Source organism: Undibacterium sp. Ji22W (assembly GCF_049340305.1).
Taxonomy (GTDB): domain Bacteria; phylum Pseudomonadota; class Gammaproteobacteria; order Burkholderiales; family Burkholderiaceae_D; genus Undibacterium.
Genome location: NZ_JBMPOU010000001.1, coordinates 813,913 through 836,093, shown reverse-complemented (window position 1 = coordinate 836,093; position 22,181 = coordinate 813,913). Strand labels below are relative to the sequence as shown.

The 22,181-nt window shown below is 47.1% G+C and carries 19 protein-coding genes; 14 read left to right on the top strand and 5 right to left on the bottom strand.

Annotated elements, in window-relative coordinates:
* The first annotated feature begins 322 nt into the window (after positions 1-322).
* The 4 genes from ACO0KW_RS03420 (at position 323) to ACO0KW_RS03405 (ending at position 3,389) form a co-directional block, all read left to right on the top strand.
* Positions 323-853, top strand: coding sequence for a GbsR/MarR family transcriptional regulator (locus ACO0KW_RS03420; RefSeq protein WP_423050652.1), 531 nt, complete (start codon positions 323-325; stop codon positions 851-853).
* Positions 854-1,034: 181 nt separating this feature from the next.
* The gene (locus ACO0KW_RS03415) at positions 1,035-1,496 is read left to right on the top strand and encodes a thiol-disulfide oxidoreductase DCC family protein (protein WP_423050650.1); all 462 of its coding nucleotides are present in this window, start codon (positions 1,035-1,037) and stop codon (positions 1,494-1,496) included.
* 43 nt (positions 1,497-1,539) lie between these two features.
* Positions 1,540-2,916: an SDR family oxidoreductase gene (locus ACO0KW_RS03410; protein WP_423050648.1), complete on the top strand. Its 1,377-nt coding sequence runs from the start codon at positions 1,540-1,542 to the stop codon at positions 2,914-2,916.
* On the top strand, positions 2,913-3,389 hold the full coding sequence (locus ACO0KW_RS03405; RefSeq protein ID WP_423050646.1) for a DUF2269 family protein: 477 nt from the start codon (positions 2,913-2,915) through the stop codon (positions 3,387-3,389). The genes ACO0KW_RS03410 and ACO0KW_RS03405 overlap by 4 nt, the downstream gene beginning before the upstream one ends.
* Positions 3,390-3,435: 46 nt before the next feature.
* Here the strand turns inward: ACO0KW_RS03405 and rmuC are convergent, their stop codons facing one another.
* Both rmuC and ACO0KW_RS03395 read right to left on the bottom strand, forming a co-directional pair.
* Complete coding sequence (gene rmuC / locus ACO0KW_RS03400; RefSeq protein ID WP_423050644.1) at positions 3,436-4,911, bottom strand: DNA recombination protein RmuC; 1,476 nt, start codon at positions 4,909-4,911, stop codon at positions 3,436-3,438.
* 239 nt (positions 4,912-5,150) lie between these two features.
* Positions 5,151-8,549 (bottom strand): S41 family peptidase, encoded by a 3,399-nt coding sequence (locus ACO0KW_RS03395; RefSeq protein ID WP_423050642.1) that lies wholly within the window; start codon positions 8,547-8,549, stop codon positions 5,151-5,153.
* 253 nt (positions 8,550-8,802) lie between these two features.
* Between ACO0KW_RS03395 and dacB the strand changes: the two genes are divergently transcribed.
* Together dacB and ACO0KW_RS03385 are read left to right on the top strand one after the other, a co-directional pair.
* On the top strand, positions 8,803-10,302 hold the full coding sequence (gene dacB / locus ACO0KW_RS03390) for a D-alanyl-D-alanine carboxypeptidase/D-alanyl-D-alanine endopeptidase (RefSeq protein WP_423050640.1): 1,500 nt from the start codon (positions 8,803-8,805) through the stop codon (positions 10,300-10,302).
* Positions 10,303-10,519: 217 nt separating this feature from the next.
* The gene (locus ACO0KW_RS03385; protein ID WP_423050638.1) at positions 10,520-10,717 is read left to right on the top strand and encodes a hypothetical protein; all 198 of its coding nucleotides are present in this window, start codon (positions 10,520-10,522) and stop codon (positions 10,715-10,717) included.
* Positions 10,718-10,837: 120 nt separating this feature from the next.
* Here the strand turns inward: ACO0KW_RS03385 and ACO0KW_RS03380 are convergent, their stop codons facing one another.
* Together ACO0KW_RS03380 and ACO0KW_RS03375 are read right to left on the bottom strand one after the other, a co-directional pair.
* A complete protein-coding gene (locus tag ACO0KW_RS03380) occupies positions 10,838-11,701 on the bottom strand; it encodes an HDOD domain-containing protein (RefSeq protein WP_423050636.1) in 864 nt (287 codons plus the stop codon).
* Positions 11,702-11,863: 162 nt separating this feature from the next.
* Positions 11,864-12,334 (bottom strand): CreA family protein, encoded by a 471-nt coding sequence (locus tag ACO0KW_RS03375; RefSeq protein WP_423050634.1) that lies wholly within the window; start codon positions 12,332-12,334, stop codon positions 11,864-11,866.
* Between the two features lie 186 nt (positions 12,335-12,520).
* Here ACO0KW_RS03375 and ACO0KW_RS03370 point away from each other — a divergent pair, with 186 nt between their 5' ends.
* The 7 genes from ACO0KW_RS03370 (at position 12,521) to ACO0KW_RS03340 (ending at position 19,638) form a co-directional block, all read left to right on the top strand.
* Complete coding sequence (locus ACO0KW_RS03370) at positions 12,521-12,898, top strand: hypothetical protein (protein ID WP_423050632.1); 378 nt, start codon at positions 12,521-12,523, stop codon at positions 12,896-12,898.
* Between the two features lie 185 nt (positions 12,899-13,083).
* Positions 13,084-15,399 carry a TonB-dependent receptor gene (locus tag ACO0KW_RS03365; protein WP_423050630.1) on the top strand — a complete coding sequence of 772 codons (2,316 nt, stop codon included), beginning with the start codon at positions 13,084-13,086 and terminating at the stop codon, positions 15,397-15,399.
* A gap of 309 nt (positions 15,400-15,708) precedes the next feature.
* Positions 15,709-17,073: a PepSY-associated TM helix domain-containing protein gene (locus ACO0KW_RS03360; RefSeq protein WP_423050628.1), complete on the top strand. Its 1,365-nt coding sequence runs from the start codon at positions 15,709-15,711 to the stop codon at positions 17,071-17,073.
* 2 nt (positions 17,074-17,075) lie between these two features.
* Complete coding sequence (locus ACO0KW_RS03355) at positions 17,076-17,681, top strand: SCO family protein (RefSeq protein ID WP_423050626.1); 606 nt, start codon at positions 17,076-17,078, stop codon at positions 17,679-17,681.
* 66 nt (positions 17,682-17,747) lie between these two features.
* Complete coding sequence (locus tag ACO0KW_RS03350; RefSeq protein WP_423050624.1) at positions 17,748-18,218, top strand: copper chaperone PCu(A)C; 471 nt, start codon at positions 17,748-17,750, stop codon at positions 18,216-18,218.
* A 216-nt stretch (positions 18,219-18,434) separates the two neighbouring features.
* Entirely contained in the window at positions 18,435-19,001 is a 567-nt protein-coding gene (locus tag ACO0KW_RS03345) for a hypothetical protein (RefSeq protein ID WP_423050622.1), read from the top strand.
* Between the two features lie 55 nt (positions 19,002-19,056).
* Positions 19,057-19,638 carry a hypothetical protein gene (locus ACO0KW_RS03340; RefSeq protein WP_423050620.1) on the top strand — a complete coding sequence of 194 codons (582 nt, stop codon included), beginning with the start codon at positions 19,057-19,059 and terminating at the stop codon, positions 19,636-19,638.
* Between the two features lie 33 nt (positions 19,639-19,671).
* On the opposite strand, the gene ACO0KW_RS03335 is transcribed toward ACO0KW_RS03340, so the two are convergent.
* On the bottom strand, positions 19,672-21,309 hold the full coding sequence (locus ACO0KW_RS03335; RefSeq protein WP_423050618.1) for a methyl-accepting chemotaxis protein: 1,638 nt from the start codon (positions 21,307-21,309) through the stop codon (positions 19,672-19,674).
* 192 nt (positions 21,310-21,501) lie between these two features.
* Here ACO0KW_RS03335 and ACO0KW_RS03330 point away from each other — a divergent pair, with 192 nt between their 5' ends.
* Positions 21,502-22,167, top strand: a complete 666-nt coding sequence (locus ACO0KW_RS03330) for a TetR/AcrR family transcriptional regulator (protein WP_423050616.1) — start codon at positions 21,502-21,504, stop codon at positions 22,165-22,167.
* Positions 22,168-22,181 lie beyond the last annotated feature (14 nt).

Genomic DNA, 22,181 nt, shown 5'->3' with positions numbered 1-22,181 from the left:
AGCGACAGAAAGTCTGCGATTAGCTTGCCAGAACCACATCAATAAATGATCGACAACTATAACTATCCACAGTGAACTCGCTGAAAATGATGAAGCGCGAAGGATAACACGGGCGAAATTTATATTGCAACGCAAAAAGAATTGGGAATTGAAAGAATTTGTAACTGATCAAAAAACGGCCTAAAGTTCTAAGCAGAAAAAAAGACGATTCACAGGCATCAAAAGTATTCGCAGCAGGATTACGCCTTGCTATTTTTATGTTCATTCACATTCCCAATATTTCTGTCTTGACAGAAATTTGAGAAATACCTACACTGCAAGCATGGAACTTACACCTGTCAAACAAAAATTCATACTTCACTGGGGCGAAATGGGCACTCTGTGGGGCGTCAATCGCACGGTCAGTCAAATTCATGCGCTGCTTTACATCGTGGGCACACCGCTGACTGCGGAAGAGATCGCTGATACTCTGGGAGTTGCCAGATCAAATGTATCAAATTCACTCAAAGAATTACAAAACTGGAAGCTGATCAAACTTGCGCATGTGATGGGGGACCGACGCGCCCATTTTGAGACTTCACTCGATGTATGGGAACTATTCCGTACGGTGGTACGGGAACGTAAAGAGCGCGAATTCAATCCTACAATTGCAACTTTGCAAGCCTGCTTAGACAGCCCCGACATTGATCAAGAAGACCGCGCCAGCAAAGCCCGTATTGCAGAAACATTGGCGTTGATGAAAACCTTAACGAGCTGGACAGATGAAATGCTGCGTCTAGAACCAAGTACCTTGATGAAATTGCTGAAAATGGGAGCGAAGGTACAGCACTTTGTACGCGGGGACGAAAAGTAGAACGAATAACAAAGCGCATCCGCAGAAGTAGTGATGCGCATTTTTTTAAACCTATATTTCTGTATTGACAGAAATGGCAGAAACAACGGAAATTAAGTAATCCTAAAAAATGCTACAGACAAGATCTGGATAAAAATACCGATCGAGAAATGATCATCAGTTGATAACCCAAGGAAACATCATGAACGACTACCCACTCACCCTGCTCTACGACGAATCATGCCCGCTCTGCAAATTGGAAATCGACAACCTGAAAGCGCGCAACGATCGAAATTTACTACGTTTTATCGATGTGTCTGCCGAAGATTTTGACGACAGCCAATATCTCGCCAGCAAAAAAGAAATGATGGAAATTATTCACGCTATCCGCCCCGACGGGAGCATCGCCAAAGGTGTCGAAGTCTTTCGGCTCGCTTATGGTGCCGTTGGTTTGGGCTGGATCACGGCTCCTACAGGATTACCTCTACTTAAACCACTATTCGACTGGGCTTATGTGCATGTTGCCCGCAATCGCTACCGTCTATCAAATCGTTTCTCTGCTTTTCTATTCAAAATCGCAGTAGATCGCGCTGCGCGACGCGCACAAAAGCAAAGTCAACAATGCAAAGACGGCGCTTGCCGCATCCCAACTGAGAAAGAGTAAATTCACTTGGAACATCAATGCAATGAACGAAGGAGAATAGTCTATGAAAATACTACTCTGCGGTGCACATGGTTTTGTCGGTCGCCATTTAAGTCGGACACTAGAACAGGCCGGACATACCGTGATTCACGGCGTGCACCAATTCAGCACCAATACAACAGAGCAAAGGCGCGAATTACTCATCGATTATGCCAAAGATACATATCTTGAAATCTGGGAAAAACGCTTCGCGGCATTAGGCAAAATCGATATCGTTATAAATGCAGTCGGTGTACTCATGCAGTCTCAGAAAACACCGTTCTCAGCACTGCATTGCGACGCCCCTATCGCCTTATTTCAAGCAGCAAGCTCAGCGGGCGTAAGAGGTATTTTGCAAATCTCCGCACTGGGTCCAGATGACAGGGAGCCAGAAACCAAGGCCAATTGCAAACCGCTTAGCGAGTACCTGCAAACTAAGCGCGCGGCAGATCAATTCTTAAGCCAGCTACACAGCCCTCATTTGATCTTACGTCCGTCCCTAATTGTCGGGATTGATGGAGCGAGCAGCCAGCTTTTCCGCAGCCTCGCCAGTTTACCTGTCATCGCTTTGCCGGGTCGTGGTGAGCAACAACTTCAACCCGTTCATATCGATGATATCTGTCATTGCGTGCGCACTTGGGCAACACAGGTTGCCGCCAATACAGCGGCACAGCATCAAATGATTCGCGCTGTTGGGCCACAACCGATCACGTATCGCGAGATGCTTCAACACTACCGTGATGTGATGAATCTATCGCCAGCCATGTTCATTCACGTACCCATATCAGCCATGCGCATCGGTGCCCTTCTTGCGCGTTATTTGCCACAGAAAGTTTTCGCACCAGAAACCTTGCAGATGTTAGAACAAGGTAATGTCGCCGACAGTGTTGCTTTTACTCAGTTTTTGGGCCAAGCGCCACGAGGCGCCAATACTTGGTTTGCGGATCAACAGGCAGAGGCTTTGGCGTCGGTAGCAATTGCTAGTTGGTCTCAACTTTTGTTTCGACTGATCCTCGCTTTTTTATGGATCAGCACCGGTCTTATTTCGCTTTGGATTTATCCGCGTGAAAACAGCCTGCACCTACTTTCCCAAGTCAGCATAAACGGGTTAGCGGCAACCATGGTTTTGTATCTAGCAATTAGTTTCGATGTGTTACTTGGCATCTCTACCCTCAGCCATCCTTCTAAAAATTTATGGCTATGCCAAACAGTCCTGATACTCACCTACTCCTTCATCATTGGCGTGTGTTTACCTGAGTATCTTGCACATCCATTCGCACCGATTCTGAAGAATCTTCCCATATTGGCGATCTTGTTCGTCTTGCTTGCCAGCGAAAAAAATAGCGCCAAATTCAATCATCCAAGAATAAAAACAAGGACTAAATTGAGGATCAAGCAATGAATACCTATCTCTTACTGAAAACCTTGCATATCATTTCGTCCGTGCTTTTGGTTGGCACTGGCTTTGGCTCTGCGTTTTATCTCTTTTTCATCAATCGCAGTAAGAACGTGGCAGCAATCGCCATCGTTGCGCGACTCGTGGTGTTGGCGGACTGGAGTTTCACCACGCCAGCAGTCATCATTCAACCTCTTAGTGGAATAGGATTAGCCTATCTTGCCGGATGGCCATTAGACACACCATGGATTTTATTGTCATGCGGCTTGTATACCTTCGCAGGAATCTGCTGGCTGCCCGTCGTGTGGCTACAAATCAAAATGCAAGCGTTAGCACTATCCGCCTGCAACCAGCAGCAAGCGCTACCAACGCAATATTGGCGATATACGCGCTACTGGGAAGCGTTAGGTTACCCTGCATTTCTGGCAATGCTGGTGGTGTTTTATTTGATGGTCAACAAACCAGTGTTGTGGGCGTAATCAATACTCAGCTTGATTAATCAACGCGCACTAAAACAATACCTAATCAAGCATCTCCTTCATCTCCACCTTCCCCATCCTCTTCTATCCCCAACAAACTCTGTGCTGCATCAGTCGGCAATGCTTCAACCAATTTCAATTTGCGTGTCATCTGGCGCGTGCGCACTTCGGCTTTGTCGATATTGTCAGCGGCTTTAACGAGGGCATTCTTGGTAGCTGCCAATACATCGCCAAATTTGCTGAACTCGGTTTTGACTGCACCCAATACTTGCCAAACTTCTGACGAACGTTTTTCCAGAACAAGCGTTCTGAAACCCATTTGCAAGCTATTGAGTAAAGCGGAAAGCGTTGATGGTCCTGAGATAGAAACGCGGTGCGTGCGTTGCAGCTCATCGGCTAGACCCGGTCGGCGCATCACTTCAGCATAAAGGCCCTCGGTTGGTAAAAACAGTATCGCAAAATCAGTCGTCAGTGGTGGCGATAAATATTTTTCCGCGATGGTTTTCGCTTCGTTTCGGATGGCGCGTTCTAACTCTTTTCCAGCCTGTGCTACACCTTCGGCATCGGCGCGTTCGGCAGCATCAAGTAGGCGTTCGTATTGTTCTTTCGGGAACTTGGCATCGATCGGCATCCAAACTGGAGCGCGCTCATCGTCTTTGCCAGGCAACTTAATCGCGAACTCGACACGCTCGCCACTATTCGGAATTGTTTCCACATTTTTTGCATATTGATCCGGCGTGAGCATTTGCTCTAAGACCATTTCTAATTGCACTTCGCCCCAGGTTCCACGGGTTTTGACATTGGTCAGCACGCGCTTCAGGTCACCTACGCCTATCGCCAATTGCTGCATTTCACCCAAGCCTTGATGCACCTTTTCTAAACGCTCAGAAACTTGCTTGAAAGATTCGCCTAGACGTTGTTCTAAAGTGGCGTGTAACTTCTCGTCGACGGTTTTACGCATTTCTTCCAATTTGCCTGCGTTATCGGCTTGCAGCTGTTGGATTTTTTGTTCCAGCGTAGAACGAATCTCTAACATGCGTTGTGCATTTGATTCGGTCATGCTGGTTAAAGTTTGATTCAAGGTATCCGCGAAACGTTTCAAGCTTAAACCTTGCTCATCGCGTGCGGTCTGGCCTTGTTGTATTAACGCTTGACGCATTTGTTCTAACTGCTGCGCATTGGTTTCGTTCAGCTTCGCCAATTGCTGTGAGAAGGCGTCGATTTGATTATTTTGCAGTGTCGCGACGCTAGTCAATTGTGCCGCTAGGGCTTGTTGAAACTGGGTGAAATTCCCGCCCAATTCTTGACGCGTGGCTTGCGCCGTTGATTGCACTTGTTCGCGTAAACCTCGCTCAGTGCGCTCTTGTGCTTGCTGTTGTTGGTTTAAGGCTTGTTGCAATTGCGTTTGCAAAGCCAGTAACTGAGCAGTCGAATCGCTGCCAGACTTGCGGAGTAATAAAGCAATTTGCAGGCAAACGACGATGCCTATCGCAATCAAGAGTATTGTTTCTGTGCTGGACATGGTGATGGCGATCAAATGAGGGAGGAAAACAGAGATGCCTATTATCCCTCAGTCGCGCTGGGAAATGGATTTATTCGGTTGGGAATTTGAGAGATGGGTGCTTGTTTATATTCGGTAGTGTTTAATCAAAAATAAGATTTTTATCGCAACTGAAACACCCTCACCGTCAACCTAGCCCTCTCCCGCTGACGGGAGAGGGGGGACTCTCAGCAAATTTTGCCCAAAACCACGAAGTCCTTCTATTGCCCCAGTTTTTTAGGCATAGGCGGTGCGACGCGCAGCTTGGTGTCACGATAGGTTTTCAGTCTATCGGTAACATCTTTAATCGCGGCATCTAATTGCGGATCTCGGCCTTGATTCACTTCTAGCGGATCAAGATCAACATCAATGTCTGGCGCGACACCTTCGTTTTCAACGCGCCATTCATTATCCGGCGTGAAGAAACGGAAGAATGGTACGACCAAATTGCCGCCATCGATGAGATTAGGATTGGCAGAAATACCGATCAAGCCACCCCAAGTTCGTTTGCCTATCAACGTGCCTAATTTTAAACGCTTAAATGAGTAAGGCAAGAAGTCGCCACCAGAGCCAGCATCCTGATCGATCAACATTGCTTTCGGCCCGTAAATCGCTGCCCCCGGCGTTTCGTAGATCATGCCGTCTCGGTCTTTCCATCCTGCCAGATACGGGCGACTCAACACGTCAGTAATGTAGTTGGCAGCTTGTCCACCGCCGTTGCGGCGTTCATCGACGATTAAGGCAGATTTTTCGGCTTGTGCGTAGAACATACGATTGAAGTATTGGTAGCCTTCAGCCCCCGTGTTTGGCAAATAGACATAGGCAACTGTTCCATCGGTTTTTCTCTGAACATAATCGCGATTTTTTTCTACCCAATGCCATTGACGTAAATCAGCCTCACTCGCGATCGCCTGAACGACGACTTCATGTGTTTGCTTACTCGTCAAATCACGTGTGATACTCAAACTCACTTGCTTGCCTACTTTATTTTCCAGCAGCGCATACAAATTTGTTTTTGCATCTAATGTCTTGCCATCAATCGCTAGAATGTAATCACCTTCTTTCACATCCAAACCTGGCACTGCCAATGGCGCTGGCGAGAAAGGGCTCCAGCGATCCCCTTTTAAAATAGTTTTAATACGCACGTGGCCATTTTCAAAACTAAAGTCAGCGCCCAGCAAGCCGACCCCCACTGGAGCCTCTTGATGAATATCACCACCGCCGACGCGATTATGTCCAACCTGCAATTCGCCTATCATCTCCACCAGCAAATCGTTCAAATCTTCACGTCTTTGTACGTGCGGCAGCAAGGCGTGATAGCGCTGATAAATGCCGTCCCAGTTGATGCCGTGCAGATTAGCGTCGTAGAAAAATTCTTTCTGCATCCACCAAGTTTCGTTGAAAATTTGTTCCCACTCGGCGCGTGGATCGATGCGCATTCTTAAGCCACTCAGATTAATAGGCTTGGGATCAATTTTCTCTGCTGCATCGGCGATCTCTAATTTGGCTCCCGTTGATTGCAACAATAATTTCTTGCCATCCGCGCTGAGACTGTAGTCAGCAATTCCCGCTTTGACCAATTTCGCTTTTTTATCTTCGGCATTAAAGCGCATCAAATTGGCAGTATTGCCGTTGCGATCGGCAGGTGGTTCATTGCTGCTGCCCGGTTGTGGCCGCTCTAAGAAAAATAGCCCGCCGTCACTCGCGACTTGCAAAGAACCATTGTTGCGCTCTGCAATCGGCAAAGCGACAATCCGTTGCTGTATCCCAGCCAAATCAACTTTAACTGCTTTTGCAGGCTTGACGACTTCATCCTTTTTATCATCCTTTTTATCATCCTTTTTATCATCTTTTTTTGCATCTTCTTTTTTGCCATCGGTACTAGCGACCTCGGCTTTTGACTCTTTCTTGATTTCTTCATCACCCATCTTTGGCAACATCGGTGACTTGCCATCTGCCGCTAATACTACTGCGTAAATCCCATTACGTAGCGGTCGTTCTTGGGAAGACATATCCAATCCAACATGCGTGGGCCCTGCATTGGTGGATGCCGTAAAGTACAAATAGTCTTGCTGTGCAAAAGCAGGATTATCGGCATCGCTCAATCCATCGGTGAGCGTGGTGGATTTTCCTGATTGGAAATCATAGAGCTTAATCTGAGAAAAATGATTCGCGCCAGTGACGGTATAAGCTAGCCAGCGGCTGTCACTTGAAAAGGAAGTCGCGAACCGTGCGCGTCTTGCGCTTTCATCTAATTTAGTAATCTTTCCCTGTGCAATATTCAAACTGAATAACTGCAAATGGTTATCTTGAAATACGATCGTCTGACTGTTTGGCGCCCAGTCGAGCAAATTGAAATAACCCGCTTTTCCTAGCGCGTAGGTTTTCGGGGCGCCTGCGCCAGTCTGATCGCGAATGACAATTTTATGCTCGATGCCAGCATCAGAGATATAGGCAATATTTTTTCCATCTGGACTCCAGATCGCATCCTTCTCACGGACACCCGCGCTCTCGGTCAAATTGCGTACCGAACCATCTTTGACTGGTACGGTAAATACATCGCCACGCGCCGTCACCACGACACGTTTGCCAGTCGGTGACAAATTAACAGAGGTGATATTTGCAGTCGCATCTTTCCACTGGGGACGTACTTGGTTCGCCTGCCCGGTTTGTGCACTTAAATCAATCGCAAAGGTTTTCGTTTTGCCACTTTGACTATCGAATTCTTTGAGTACGCCACCCGCTTCATACACGATGCTGGTGCCATTCGCGCTGATTGTACGGATATCCCACAAAGTCTCTTTTGTCACTTGTTTGAGAGTCTTGGTCTTACGATGGTAGCTAAACAAATTAGCTGCACCATCATTGCGGTCAGAAATAAAATAAATCTCATCACCGATCCACACAGGAGATTTGTCTGAGGCATTTTCATGCGGAATTTTGTCAAGCTTCTTATTTGCTAAGTCGATAATCCAAATTGGTGGCGTGGTACCACCACGATGTTGACGCCAGCCACTAGCCCCAGCATAGGCCTGTGGAAACGGACGATATGCCAGCAATTTTCCGTCACCAGACCAATTGCCCTCAAAGGCAATCGCCTCCATCACTTTTTGTTCTTGCCCGCCTTCTACGGCCACTTCGTACAAATGCGTACTACGGCTTACGCCAATTTCACGTCCCGATGAAAACACAATTCGTTTGCTGTCTGGACTCCACCCCACCACCATATCTACACCTGGATGCCAAGTCAGGCGACGCGGTTCACCGCCACTTACCGGCATCACATACACATCCGTATTGCGATCATACGAGGCAGAAAATGCCAACCACTTTCCGTCTGGTGAAAAGATAGGCGAAAATTCGGAAGCCGGATGTTGCGTCAGACGCTTAGGATTTTTACCATCACGGTCACTCAGCCAAATATCACCGCTATACACGAACGCGAGATGATCTTTGGAGACACTAGGTTGGCGTAATAATTGCGTGTCAGCTGCGGCAAAAGATGCGACAGACAACATCGCACCGCCAAAACAGGCGGCAACCAACACGCTGATGGAGGTTTTCGATGAGGTTTTCGATGAGGTTTTCGATGATTTTTTTATGAAGGAAGAAACTCGCATTGCACTCTCCTGTTAGGAACAATACTGCTGTAAAAGATAATTCTCTCAACCGGTTCGACTTTGGTTAACAGAAGATAGAGTAAAAGCGTGGCAGGAAGTTCAATCGAAATACCGCTGTTGTCAGATTACGTCGCCAGGCTGTGTTATTTTGTGCAATGCGAAAAGCTTGTTACACAAGTTGCACTGCAACATTCATCGCAGTGTTAAGTTCATCTCATGGCATACTAGGAAAAATTTTGATGAGAAAACAGGCATGTTCAGAAACACACTAAAAATCGCGCCAAAAGTCATACTAAAGCATTGCACACACCTTCTAAGTACCCTGAGTTTGCTGCTAATGATCAGCGCCAGTTTGACTTTAACGGCGAACGCACAAAACACACTTCCACCTTCGGTAGAAAATTTATTGAAGAAAGCCGGACTTAAGAATCAACAGATGCATTTGCTGATCTTGCCTGCCAACCGAGACACACCCATACTAAATTATCAGGCAGAAACTAGCGTCAGCCCCGCTTCGACCTTGAAATTACTGACGACCTTTATTGCGCTCGATGAGCTCGGCCCCAACTTTCGATGGAAGACACAAATTTACACCGAGGGCACACTGAAAGATGGCATCTTGATTGGGAATCTCTATATCAAAGGCGGCGGCGATCCCAATTTCACCTGGGATAAATTAAGCCAGTCATTACGTCAATTGCGTCAACAAGGGCTGCGCGAAATTCGCGGCAATCTGGTACTTGACCGGAGTTATTTTCAACCAAGCCGCCCCGAATTGAATGCTCCGATTTTTGACGAAAATCCCGATGCGTACTACAACGTCATCCCGGATGCTCTGCTTTTACATAGCAATATCAGTGCGTTTTCCATCAATGCCGACAGCAATACGATAGATGTGAAATTAAGTACGCCGATGAATAATGTGCAGATCACCAATCAAATGACGCGCAGTAATGCGCCTTGTAGTGAGTGGAAGAATGGCTGGTTATCACCAAAGATCAGCGTCGATGCACAACGCAAAATTGACATCAACATTAGTGGAGCATTTCCGAAAAATTGTCGTGTCGATGTGTACTTAAATCTGATCGAACGCAACGCCTACATTGCCAGCGTATTCAAAGCCTTATGGCAAGAACTCGGTGGCAACTGGGAAGGAAGTATCATCGATGGTGTCGTACCAGCGAATGCGAATTTATTCTTGCAAAAAGAATCTGACAGCCTAGTCGAAACCATTCGTATTACCAACAAATACTCGGATAACGCGATGGCGCGTATTCTATTTTTAACGCTGGGCGCCGAATCAGCATCAGCAAAAAACTTTGCGGATACGAGTCAAACATCGAATGCTGTCGTACGTGACTGGTTTGCACGGCACAATATTGATTACAGCAATTTGACGATAGAAAATGGCTCCGGCTTATCGCGTTTCGATCGTATCAGTGCTTGGCAATTAGCCAGTATTTTACGGGTTGCGGCAAACAGCAATTGGTATCCGGAATTTGCCAGTAGCTTGCCGATTGTTGGTATTGATGGCAGCATGCGCAATCGATTAAAGGCAAGTAAGGCCGAGGCCAGAGCCAGGATCAAAACGGGTTATTTGAAAAACGTGATGGCGGTGGCGGGATTTGTGCGCGATGTGCAAGATAAGGATTGGATCTTAGTCGCGATTGTCAACACAGATGAGGCGGTCGCTGCCAAAGCCAAACCAGCCCTAGACGAAGCGATCAACTGGTTGGCAAATGGCAGACCATAGTGTTTACGTGATCGAAGAATCGCTCTACCTAAAATATCGTCAATGAGTTCGGCAATCATTTTTCAACTGAGGCGGACTATTTCACCATTAAACCCCAAAATTTGTCGCCTGATCAGATAGTTCAGGCAGATCAAATGCAAGTCCGCTATATTGGCAGCATCACCTTTATCGATATACAGGCATTGTTTGCGTCATTTTGAAAATTGGGAAATCTATCATGATAGGCTTTTTACTCTGGATCATCCTCTTCATCTTGTGTTGGCCAATCGCTTTGCTGGCACTCCTGCTCTACCCGATTGTCTGGCTACTATTATTGCCACTCCGGTTGATTGGAATTACGTTGGATGCGGTGTTTGAATTGATACGCGCGATCGTATTTTTGCCAGCACGGGTTTTGGGTGGTAGACCACGCTAAGTGCTCATTTGGTGATGACGCGGTCATCGCCAAATGTGAATTCCGTTAGAAAATCGTAACGACGCAGAGAAATAGAAGTACGCTGAAATACGAGAGCGGTACGATGCAACCGCAAAAGAATCAATGCGTGGTATTAAACAAGTCTTGCAACTCATCACACCAATCTTCCGCATCTTCCAAACTGATGCCAAGATAATGGCAAACCATGACGCCGCCTTTATGCCATTCGGCAGAACGCTCTTCGCCTTCATATTTTTGAATCGCGTACTCAGCCAGCGTCGATAGCGCAATGAGGCCGCGTACGCCATCATCGGTTGCGGTATCTTCTAATGTTATGTAATCGTGATGCAGCAAAATTGCTGTGGAGACTTGTTCAGGCAAACCCCAAGTACGTGCCATCAAAGAGCCTATCGACGCATGATTAGTGATGTGATGTTGATCCTCAACTTCGGTCAACGGCACATCAAATTCATTATTCGCGTTTTTCCAGGTATTCGCATAATCCGGAAATCTTTCCATCAAAATCGGGACGCCGATATCGCAAAACAAACCAAAGGTATGCGCGACATCGGGTGAACAGACCGGAATACGGCGCACCATCGCACTTAAAGCCTGCGCCCGTTTACTAGAAAAATCCCAAAATTTTGCCATCGAACTGGCACTGCCAGGCACTGCCTGACGCGCAATAATACCCGTCATCAAAATACCGGTTTGCGTTGTCCCAATCAGATTGACCGCATGATCCACTGACCGAGCTTTGAGACGCAAGCCGAAGAATGACGAGTTAGTCAGCTTCAATAAAGATGCTGCGAGTGCGACGTCGTTGGCAATAATCTTCGCCATCCCTTTTGCACTGGGGTCGTCGCGATTTAATTCTTTTTGCAAATCAACCAACAAACTCGGGCGCGGTGGAATGCGTATGGTTTTTAACAAGCTATCCACAGCTTGTTTATCAGACACCACGGGTTGAACAGATTGATTCATTTGAACGTCAAATTGGGTTAAAAAATGCGGTTTTAGAAATTTCTAGCATTAGACATTATTTCCAGGTGGAAATCAATTCTAGAAAACCTTCTAAAATGAAATTTTAGCAATCAATAGTTATGAATAGTTATATTAAGACAATAATATGACAATAACTTGAGCTTACTTCATCGGGATCGGTGTTTGTCTATCGACGGGAACAGCAGTCACGCTATTTTGTGGTGAGCCTTCAATTAACTTGTCTGAATAAGTTAAATAGACCAAGGTATTACGCTCCACATCCACCATTCTGACGATACGTAATTTCTTGAACAAAATAGAAAGACTTTGATTAAATACTTCTTCCTGCTGTCTGAGTGGTTTTTCAAAACTGATTATTCCAACCTGCCGACAAGATATCGAAGCCTCTGCTTTATCCTCTGCCAATCCCAAACCACCTTTGATTCCGCCTGTCTTGGCACGAGAAACATAACAGGTAACACCTTTCACCTTTGGGTCATCATACGCTTCCACGACAATTTTATGATCAGGTCCTATCAATTTAAAGACCGTATCAACGCTACCAATTTTTTGAGCAGAGGCATAATTTACGGAGAGCAATAAACTGATTGCTAATAATTTCGAGAGCTTCATGGTGATCCTTGGTTGTATGAACTTGTGACTTAGTTACTCTACCTTAGTTACTCTACCTTATTTACTCTACCCTAGTTACTCTAACTTGCGCGCTCTACATCTGTTTGAGATTTTCGTAAATGTTCTGGCCTTCTACCACTTTTTTCATTGAACTGCGACAGCAGTTTCCTGCTACAATCGCGCCCCATGTTCTCCGTCTCCCTATTCCATCACTTACGCCGCGCTAATAAGCTCGTGATCGCAGTGTTATTCCTATATGGATTAACGCTCAGTGTCGCGATGGCTGCGCCTATGGTGGCTGGAAAAGGCATCAGTATGGTGTGTACCAGCACGGGGATCAAATTCGTCAACGAATCAGGTAAAATCGTTGACGGCAAAGCGACCACACACACTTTAGAATGTTCGTTCTGTGTTCCCACTGCGATTGCGCCTGAACTCCCCGTGTTCGATGTATGTCCACCCGCGCACACTTTATCCTACGCAACACAATCGATTCCCGCAGCACGACTCGCTGCGATAGTCTCTGCTCCCCTGCCCGCTCGTGGGCCACCGCTGTTCAATTAAATCAACGCTTAGTCGGCGCTTTAATTCGTTTTAGCGTCGCACATCGTTTCGAACTTTGCTCGCTGCTGGACTATTCACTTTGAATCTCACATTGAATTGTTGACGCGCAAAAGCACTGTTCTATTTTGATTTTTTCTGCGCGCAAATGCCAACGTCATTTGCGGCAGATCTTGAACACTTAGCTCATGAAAAATTCATTTCAACACAATGCCATCGCATTAGCGATTGCTGCCGCCTTCCCACTTTTCTGCACAACTGCATTAGCCGCAGACGATGACAAAACCAAGGACGACCAACAAAATCACAAAGACCAAATCGAACGTGTCACGATTAAGGGCGATCGCCCAACAACTCTGCCGACTGAAATTCCGACCACGATCGAAGGCATTAATGCCAAAACTTTAGAAACAACCATCAATGCCATCGATGCTGAAGATGCGCTTAAGTATCTGCCGAGTTTGCTGGTGCGTAAGCGGTATGTCGGCGACTACAATCACGCTGTTCTAGCGACCCGCGCTTCCGGCACAGGCAACAGCGCGCGCTCTATGGTGTATGCCGATGGTATTTTATTATCCAACCTGTTAGGTAACGGTGCCTCTTTTACGCCGCGCTGGGGCTTGGTCACGTCAGAAGAAATTCAACGAGTTGACGTCCTCTATGGTCCGTTTTCTGCGGCTTATTCAGGCAACTCCGTCGGTGCGGTAGTTGACTATGTAACGCGTATGCCAGAGAAATTTGAAGCTCACGCTAAGTTACTCGGCTTCTCAGAAAATTTCCAAGAAGGCGGCACTGACCAGCGCTACAGCGGTAAACAACTCAGTGCCAGTCTCGGTGATAAACAAGGCGCGTTTTCTTGGTGGGCGAATATCAATCGACTCGATAGCGATGGTCACCCGATTGCTTTCGCCAATAAATTACTTTCTGCTGGTATCGCAAGTACCGCAGGCACAGTTGTTACGGGTGCGATTCCTGGCAAGAATCCGCAAGGACTCGATTGGTGGCTAATCGCCTCAACCAGCCAATACCATACGATACAAGACCACGCCAAGATTAAACTGGCCTATGAGATCACGCCAACACTACGCGCTAGCTATACCTTGGGCGTCTGGCGTAACGGCATGAATAGCGGTGTCGAAACTTATTTGCGCGATGCGGCTGGCAATCCAGTTTATAGCGGCGAGGTGAATATCGCAGGCAAAAAATATACGATCAATCCTACCGATATTGCCAACAGCAAAAATCAGTTAGAACACGTCACGCATGGTTTGAATGTAAAGAGCAATACCAAGGGTGAATGGGATTGGGAAATGGCGGCTAGTTTGTATGACTACCAAAAAGACATCGCCAGAGCGCCGACTGTGGCAATACCGGTCGCCGATACTGGCGGCGCAGGACGTATCACGAATGGCAGCGGCACAGGTTGGAACACGCTGGCAATTAAAGGCATCTGGCGTCCCAATCCGCAACATACAACCGAATTTGGCTACCAACGCGAAGCCTATAAACTGCGTACCGTGGTATCGGATACCACGGACTGGATTAGCGCCGCTGCGACCAAACGTTTCTCCGCGTTTCAAGGCAATTCAGAACTGAACAGTGTCTACGTACAAGACGCATGGCGTATCAACACCGACTGGAAATCTATCTTTGGTGGCCGTTTTGAACAATGGTCTGCCCATGATGGCGCGCTTTCGAATGCGACCACCACTTTGCCTTTTGCCCAACGCGATGAATCTTACTTCTCTCCCAAAGCAGCGCTCGCCTATCGCGCCAATGATGAGTTGACGTTGAAAGCGTCGCTCGGTCGCGCGATTCGTATGTCTACCGTGTCTGAGCTGTATCAAGGTACGGTGTCTACCCAAACGATTGTCAACAATGATCCCAATCTAAAACCAGAAAAATCCTGGACTAGCGAGTGGAGTGCCGAGCAGTCATTAGGCAATGGCAAAGGCTTATTGCGCGCCACCTTCTTTCACGAAGATACGCAAGATGCCCTGTATTCACAAACGAATACCTTGGTCACACCCAATATCACGAATATTCAAAACGTCGACAAAATACGCACCAATGGTTTAGAGATCGCCTATCAAGCCAGCGATGTCGGATTGCAAGGTCTGGATCTGGCGGCCAGCATGACTTATGCAAATTCAAAAATCGTGAAGAACGATAAATTCCTCTTGAGCGTCGGCAAGTGGCAGCCCCGCGTCCCAACATGGCGCGCCAATTTTGTCGCCAGCTATCGCTACAACGATCAATTGAGTACGACGCTGGGCGTACGTTACAGCGGTCGCCAATACGGTTCGCTCGACAACAGCGATACCAACGCGTTCACCTATCTAGGCTTCTCTAGCTTTTTGGTGGCTGATCTACGCGTGCGCTACAAAATCGACAAGCAATGGAGTACCGCCATTGGCATCGATAATCTGAATAACAAAAAGTACTGGGCATTCCATCCTTACACCCAACGTAGTGTGGTGGCGGAATTGAAGTTTGATTATTGACAAAGCTGACACAAACAACAAATCGTAGGGTGCGCCGTGCGCACCATATCGCCACTATTTGCCACCGGTGCGGTGCGCATGGCGCCCCCTACTTATTGTTGTAAGCGCTGAATAACCAGAAGTACAGAGAGTTCCATCTTCACCTGCAACGTAGTGTGGTGGTGGAATTAAAGTTTGATTACTGACAGGACTAACATCAACGGAAAATAGTAGGGTGCGCCGTGCGCACCATATCGCCACTATTTGCCACCGGTTCGGTGCGCACAGCGCACCCTACTGACAAAGTCACGTTTTTTATTTGAAGAATTTATGCAAAATCAATTCAATCGCAGTGCCCTCTTACAACGCGTCTTTTGGCGACTGCATTTTTGGGCAGGCCTGATCACCGCGCCTATTCTACTGTTCGCAGCGATTAGTGGATTGCTGTATGTATTCACACCACAAATTGAAGCCTGGCGTCATGCACAACTCGATACAGTCGATGCAATCGCACCAGCACAAAATCTAGATGCACAAATCGCCGCAGGACGAGCGCAATTTCCTGGTGAATCTGTCCGTACTATCATTCCGGCTTACACCGAAACGCAAACAACCCAAATCATTTTTGGCGAGAAGAAAAAACGCAACGCACAGATTAGTCAAACTGCAAAAAACAGTGAATCAGTCGAGCATCAACATCATGCAGAAGCGACGACGCAAGCAAGTCCCTTCATTGCTTATATCAATCCCGGCACCTTAAAAATACAAGGCAGCATCGCCGAAGATGGCCGATTTAGGGAATGGGCGCGCAAATTACATTCCACCATGTTACAAGGTGATAGCTGGCGTTGGATTATCGAACTGGGCGCTAGCTGGATGATCATGATGCTCATCACGGGCATCTATTTATGGTGGCCGCGTGGCAAAGCTAGTTGGGCTAGTGTGCTGCGTTGGAATAGCAGCCAAAATCGTCGCGCCAACTGGCGCTATTTACATAGCATCATCAGTGTTATTCTCAGTATCGTGACTTTGGTGATTATGTTAACCGGCATCACTTGGTCTAAATACGCAGGTGAAAATTTTCGTGCTATGCAAACGGCATTAGGACAAAGCTCACCAAAGCCACCGAAAGACTTATATTCGACCTTTGTAGACGGCATGCCCGCGTTAAGCGCTCAGGCCATTTATCTCAAAGCGCGCCAACTAGCGCCCGCTGTGCAAATGCAGCTCACACCACCCAAATCAGCACAAGGTATTTGGCGCATAGAAAACTATGATCGCAGCCAACCGGAAAAACGCTTTCAGCTCCTACTCGATGCCTACACCGGTGCCGTGCTCTATCAATCTGGCTGGGGTAGTTTACCGCTACTAGTGCAAGCAACTGCGGTCGGTATTCCTTTTCATCGTGGAGAATTTGGCTGGTGGAATCAAGCGTTACTAATCCTTGTCGGATTCTCGGTCATCTTCTCAGTCATCTCTGGCTATGTCATGTGGTTACAGAGGCGCAAAGCACGTAGTATGTCGGCACCGGCCATCAACACCACGCATGCCATTGCAATTCCCTGGTGGATCTGGCTATTGCTACTCGCCTTGGGATTCGCGCTACCTGTGTTCGGCATAAGCTTATTTATTTTGATGTGCGTTGAAGCTGCGCTGATGTTCAAGCAAATTAAATCGACTACTGAGTCCAAATGATCATGACGCATACCTTACTTCAAGCACAAAACCGTCGCGCCTTTCTGCTTAGTGCGCTGGCACTAAGCCTAACGGCATGTGAAAAAAATGTCGTCAGTTTCAATAGCATCGACATTACAGGTGCCGACTATTGTCGTGATTTCAAACTGAGTGATGGCGATGGAAAACAGCGCCAACTCGCCGAGTTTAAAGGCCGCTATGTATTAGTCTTTTTCGGCTTTACACAATGCCCCGATATCTGCCCGACTGCGCTAGCGCGAGCAACGGCAGTCAAACAAAAACTAGGCAAAGACGGCGACCAATTACAAGTGATTTTTATCAGTATTGATCCCGAACGTGACAGCGCCGACCTGATGCGCGCTTATACACAAAATTTTGACCCTAGTTTTATTGGACTACGCGGCACCGCAGAGCAAACAAAACAAGTTGCTGAAGAATTTAAAGTCTTTTATGCTAAGGTCGCAACAGGCAGTAGCTACACCATGGATCATTCCACACTCAGCTATCTGTTCGACACCCAAAGCAAAATCAGATTAGCCATGCGGCACGAACATAACGCAGATCAATTCGCTGCTGATATTCGCCAGTTGATGAAACGAGCATCTTGAATTCTTTAGCGCCCATTTGGCAGTAAACTTATTTTTATGTAGTCCCCACCACCGAAAGGAAAGACCATGAAACACATCATTACGCCACTCTCTTTAGCACTTAGTGCACTCAGCGCACTCAGCTTAACGATCAGCGCGGCCGCGTTTTCTCAAGTCGCCGTCAAAGATCCGTGGGTACGCACCACCGTGCCACAACAAAAAGCCACAGGCGCCTTCATGCAGCTAACCGCTACGCAAGATATGAAAATCATTTCTGCAAGTTCGCCTGCTGCCAAAAACGTCGAAATTCACACTATGGAAATGGACAAAGACGTCATGAAAATGCGCCAGGTCATGAGCCTCGATCTGCCAGCAGGTAAACCAGTTGAACTCAAACCAGGCAGCTATCACGTAATGCTATTGGGCTTGACGGCACCAGTCAAAGAAGGCGATGTTATCCCACTGACCTTGACCGTTGAAGGCAAAGACAAAAAGACGCAAACGATAGAGGTGAAAGCGGTTGGCAAGGCGATGGCTGCTACGGCGCACAAAATGTAATTACCGTTCTTTTCGCAAATTAGAGTGGCAATTTGCGAAGCGGAGGTCTACGAATTCTAGACCTCATGCGTGTTCGTGCTGTTATACCTTTTTCTCAAGGTTATAGCAAAAAAGAGCGAGACACCATGCGGGTTTCAAGACATTTGGGACTTTGTTGCCTATTTTTTACGAATATGTTGACTTCGGTTTCTTTCACTTTAAAACAAGTTAGTTCTTATGGAGCAGATACTTGAAATTGCCGCGTTGGTTAGAACGCATTACCTTGAGAAGATGATTGCATCGTTCGAAGACTTTCGCGCATTGCATTCTCCGTCAGCATTAGAGGTTTTGTTTGAATTTCAACGCGAATGTGCTTATCCATTTAGACTATATCGCGCCGATATGGCGTCGAACACAGAAGATGGACCGAAACTCCAAGATGTAAATCCTGAAGGATATTTGAACTTCAGTGCGATCACTGAGAGCATCTCTGAAACTTTGCAAGTTACGCTTAATCCGATTGCGTGGCATGGAGTAGATTTTGAGTGCGACAAAGTGTTAACTGTGACTGACTTGGAGGGTTGGGCAATGAGGTGGCTCGACGTCGAAGATGAACATATACAAGATAGCGTAGGACTTCAAGGAGTTATTCATTCGGTGACAGCTCCGGAACTTCAAGGTTCGCCTACTGAATTTTCCGTTGACTTTGGTTCAGCTCCAGTTGAGGCGCTCAAAGAATTATTGGATTTGCTTTCGTCAATCGGCGCGACCTCGGTGAAAATCTGTTCCTCATGCTTAGGTTAAGATCTAACTCAACAATCGACACGGACGCTTCGCGCCCGTCATTTCAGCGTTGACCATGATGAATCAAGATGTGCTTTTAGAACGTTGGATTCCTTATAAACTACAAGCTGTAGAAACGCTTCAATTTGCTTGGGAATGGATAAACGAAACTAATGAAGTTCGCGATTTGCATATTATTGTCAACGGACAACTAAAGCTTCGTGGTAATGTGGCCACAGTTGCGAATCCCATGATTGAGGTAGGCCTCATTCACGCGAGGTCTTTGCTGGAGTTTTTAGGGCTGTGCGTACAAAACGGCAAACTCGCTCAAATTAAGAAACGCAGGCCCGATGACGTCGCGGTAGAGGACTTTTCAACTTCGCAGTACCCACTAACTAAGGTTGACCCTTACACGATACTTGCGGCCTATCCAGGTCCCACTCAAGAAGCTGAAGATGCTCTCATTGCAATATTTGAACTCGCCAATAAGGGCCTCGCTCACATAACTAAAGAGAATTTCTCCAAACTATGGACAGACCAACACCTCGATATTGCTTGCCGCGGCATTCCTGTCTTGCTGCATAATCGTCTCTATGCAAAACTTGGTCGCAACATTCCCAAAGCTCCCGAGGCAATTTCTAAACTATTTGACGCGTAAGGAAGAGTGACTTTACACGTTAATAATCATCGATTACGCAATCAACTTCATTGGCGAACTCAAATTCGCCGCCGGCGTCTTTGCCTTATGAACCGACATAGAAAGTCGATTAGAAGCGGGGCTAAGATGTTCATTGAGCTTAAAAGTATTAACCAAACTACTTAACTGTTCAGCCTGATCTTCTAAAGCGGCGGCCGCCGCGGCGGCTTCTTCAACCAGGGCGGCGTTTTGTTGGGTCACATTGTCCATGCCTGACACTGCCACATTGATTTGATCGATGCCTGAAGACTGTTCAGTACTGGCGTTACTAATCTCGGTAATAATATTCGATACGCGTTGAACACTATTCACCACTTCTTGCATGGTCACGCCTGCTTCATCGACCAATTTCGCGCCTAAATTGACTTGTTGCACTGAGTGGTCAATGAGTGATTTGATTTCCTTTGCGGCACTGGCAGAGCGCTGCGCCAGATTTCTGACTTCGGACGCCACCACTGCAAATCCACGCCCCTGCTCCCCTGCCCGTGCGGCTTCAACCGCTGCATTTAAAGCGAGAATATTGGTTTGAAATGCAATGCTATCAATAACAGAAATAATGTCGACGATACGTTTTGATGAGGCGTTAATCGTGCCCATTGTTGAAACCACTTCTGCGACGACGCTGCCACCTTTGACGGCGACTTTGGAAGCAGAGCTCGCCAATTGACTCGCCTCGCGTGCATTATCGGCATTTTGCCTTACGTTGCTAGTTAACTCTTCTAAGGAAGCCGCCGTCTCTTCGAGCGAGCTGGCCTGTTCTTCTGTGCGCGATGACAGATCCATATTACCCGTCGCAATCTGGCTAGAAGAAGTCGCAATGATGTCGGTGGCACCACGAACCTGACTGACGACGTTGGCCAGATTACTATTCATTTCCTTCATGTTATAGAGCAGACTTGATTGATCATCGTTTTTTAAGGCAATCTCTTGCGTTAAATCGCCTTGTGCTATCGCTTGCGCAATCCGCGCCACATCGATAGGTTCGCCACCTAGTTGACGACCGATGTAACGCACTGTCATCCAGCCAAACGTGATCGCACCCATCAAACCCAAAATCGTGACGACAATCGCCGTCAATCGGATTAGCTCAAAGCGCGCAATTGCCGCATCAAATTCTTCTTTGGCGACATCCATCTGCAGTTGCAATAGCGCATCGCCTTTCTCTTTCACTGGCAGCATGAGCGGACTCACTTTGTCTAACATGAGTGCATGCGCTTCAACAAAATTGCTGGCTCGCAGCGCACTGATCGTCGGACGCAAACCTTCTTGTAGGTACCGCGTTCTATAGGCCGCAAAATCGTGCGCCAGTGTCGCTTCATCGGGCGTCAAGTAAGTGGCCATATAGGCGTCCCACATCTTATTGGCGCTGGCAATATTCATTTCTAACTGCTGCACGGCGCGCTTTGCAGAATCGGGTTTTTGTTCCAACAAAGCCATCGCTATTTCCAGTCGATTGCTGACGACTAAGGATTGAATTTTGCCGATATCAACCGCGGGAACCGTCCTGTCTTCATAAATAGTCAGAATTGCGGCATTCGATTTGATTAAGCCATACATGCCTATACCACTCACAATAAAACAGACTATCGCCAAACTGGTGATTAGAAGAATCAGGCGGGTTGCAATTTTCATATTTTCGTCCTTTGTTTGGAGGTGAATGCGTGTGTGCACAACGACAGCACAGAATTGAAAATCCACCCTATTTCAATTTACATCTAAAAATACTATGCATATTCACAAGCAAATTTCACACCTAAGCTTGACCAATCCGTGATTTGAACGCACACTAGTCATTACTAGTCACTCGCCTAATAATTAAGTTTTATGGCCAGACCCTCGCAAAACATCGACCAGACCCTGCTGCAAAGTGGACGCGAACTGTTCCCCCATTGCGGCTGCTGCGACCTATCACTACGCGCCCTGACTGAACATGCTCAGGTGAATATGGGCATGTTTCACTATCATTTTCGTAGCAAAGACAATTTTTTGGCGATCTTGCTGCAATCGATGTACGAAGACTTATTTCAACAATTACAGGCAGAAACTCTGCATCCCGGGACAGCACTACAACGTTTGCGCCAGACCATGTTGTTATTGGCACGTTTGCTACGCGAACACGGCGGTTGGCTGAGCAGAGTGTGGACGGACGCTAGCCGGGGCGATGCCGCAGCAAATCAGTTTTTACAAAAAAATGGCGCGCGTCACATGCAGTTGATTTTGAGTCTGATTCTGCAGGCGATTCAGGATAAAGAACTTGAAGATATCGCACCGATGCAAGCCTTCACCTTTCTAATGGGATCGATTGCCGCGCCTATGCTGATTGCGCCGCGCGTCATGCAACTCGGGTTTGCACCCGATTTTTTTCAAGAACAAATGAAGGAAACCGTGCTCAGCGACATCGGCATCGCTGAGCGTGTCGATCGTGCTCTTTTCGCTCTGAAACAAAGAGCCGACAGCATCGCCCTTCCGCCCGAAATTTCCGTCAAATAAATCAATTAAGAATG